Source organism: Kitasatospora sp. NPDC023120, assembly GCF_055560835.1.
In genome coordinates, this window is sequence record NZ_JBVHHY010000104.1 from 1 (window position 1) to 1921 (window position 1921).

Annotated in this window: 2 protein-coding genes; both read right to left on the minus strand. The window is 71.0% G+C overall.

All coding sequences use genetic code 11. From position 1 onward, the window contains the following. Positions 1-1235 (minus strand): hypothetical protein (locus ACZ3TI_RS40895; protein WP_465735662.1); only part of this gene is annotated, 1235 nt, incomplete at its 3' end. Positions 1236-1459: 224 nt separating this feature from the next. Further along, on the minus strand, positions 1460-1783 hold the full coding sequence (locus ACZ3TI_RS40900; RefSeq protein ID WP_465735664.1) for a helix-turn-helix domain-containing protein: 324 nt from the start codon (positions 1781-1783) through the stop codon (positions 1460-1462). Positions 1784-1921: the final 138 nt, after the last annotated feature.

Genomic DNA, 1921 nt, shown 5'->3' on the forward strand with positions numbered 1-1921 from the left:
TCGGGGCCGTGGACGAGGGCTTCTTCGAGCTGGCGGTCGACGCGGAGCCGTTCCAGGGTGGCGGTCTGGCCGCGAAGCGCGGCGGAGACGGAGACGCCGCTGATGGGCCCGGTCTCCAGCGCGGTCTGCTTGTTGATCAGCAGGTGCGAGTTGGCGGTGTCGGGCCAGCGTCGTCGCCGGTGTTCCAGCCAGGCGAGGGCAGCCTGCAGGGTGAGCTCGTCCAGAGGGCGGACGCGGCCGTCGATGACGAGCCGGCGGTTGCCGATGTCGAGGTCGTCGAGCTGGAGGCGGCGGATCGCACCGGGCCGGGCGGCGTGGATGGCCGCGAGGGCGAGGATCAGCCGGTCGGCCGGGCGGGTCACCGCGGCGACGGAGGACCGGACGTCCTCGGATTCCAGCGGCTGGATGACGCCGCTCTCCTGCTGGCCGACCCGGATGCGGCTGGTCGGGTTCTTGAAGATCGTGCCGTTCTTCTTGGCCCGGGCGAACAGGGACCGCAGGGCGACCAGGGTGTGCTTGCGCTGCGAGCCGTGGACGGTGGCCAGGTGGGCCAGGACGTCATCGCGGGTGACCTCACGCAGGTGGTCGTAGCGGCCGGACCACTCCAGCAGCACCGGCCGCAGCCGGTTGAGATAGCCCCAGACGGTTGCCACGTCCCGGGGCTGGGACCGCGGGCCGCCGTCGTGCAGGAGCCGGGCCCAGTCCTGGACATCTCGCCGGATGCCACCCGCGAGGCCGTCGAGCTTGGACTCCAGCCAGCGGTCGAAGGAGGACGGCCGGTCGTCGAGGAACACGCCGATGAGGCCGAGCACCTCCGCCGTGCGTTCGACACTGAGTCCACGAGACCGCAGCGCCGGGAACAGCTCGGAGTGCCGGACGACGTCGCAGCCGGTGTGACCGGACAGCACGACGACCAGGGCCCGGTCGACATCCAGGCGAACGCCTCGGGGCCAGCCGTGGGCCTCGCCGAGGCGGTGGGCGGAATGCCGGGCCCAGGCCAGCCATGGGTTGTCGAGCCGTGCGTGCTCCCGCCGGTCGAAGCGGGTGAAGTCGCGGCGGGCCTCGAACAGAGCCGGTTGGAGCCAGCCGCCGGCCGGCGGCCGTGCCGGGGCCGGGTCGGGCAGCCGTGGCCGTCCCCGGCGCTTGCCGCGCGGAGGGCCCGGACACCGCGGACGGTGGAGGTTGATCAGGAACAGCTGGTGATGCCGCACCTTCTCCAAGTAGGGCTGTAACACAGTGACTTCACCCTTGGCATCCTGGCTCGCCTGATGCCAGCACAGCCGGCAGTAGCCCTTCTTCAGCCGCACCACCCGGTGGCAGCCCCTGCACTCGGCGGGCTCCTCGGTGCGGCGGAAGCTCTGGCACGCACTGCAAGCGCGGCCGGGCAGCACACCCCAGCCGAAGCAGTCCGGGCAGCTGGTCGGCGGCCTGCACCTGCCCGCCGGCAGAACGTAGGCCATCACATCGGAGGGAGCGAGCGCCCGTCACGGCGACGAGGAACCACCGCCGGCCCCGCCGCTGCGACAGCGACTTGCTCGGTCTCCTGCTGCCCGGGACGGGGGACCTTCTCCGGCTCGGGCAGCAGCAGATCGCCGATCTTGCAGCCGAGCACGACGCAGATCACGTCCAGGTCCTCCAGTTTGAGGGAGACCGGTTGGCCGGACCACAGGCCGGACATCTTCCCGGCCGAGATGACCAGCCCGTGCTCGGCCAGACTCCGCTGCAGCTCGGACGCCTTCCAGATGCCCTTGTTCGCGGCGGTCAGCCGCAGGTTCCACTTCATCCCATCAGTCCTTCCAGTCGCTTCGCGGCCCGTTGCTGCCCGGCGAGCCAGGCGTCTTCCACTCTCGACTGCTGGACGTGGACGTATCGCATCGTCGTGGCGATCCAGGAATGTCCCAAAACCTCCTGAATTGCGAGC

Coding starts and splice junctions, on each gene's coding strand:
- ACZ3TI_RS40900 (WP_465735664.1), bottom strand. CDS start 1,783: ATGAAGTGGAACCTGCGGCTGACCGCCGCGAACAAGGGCATCTGGAAG.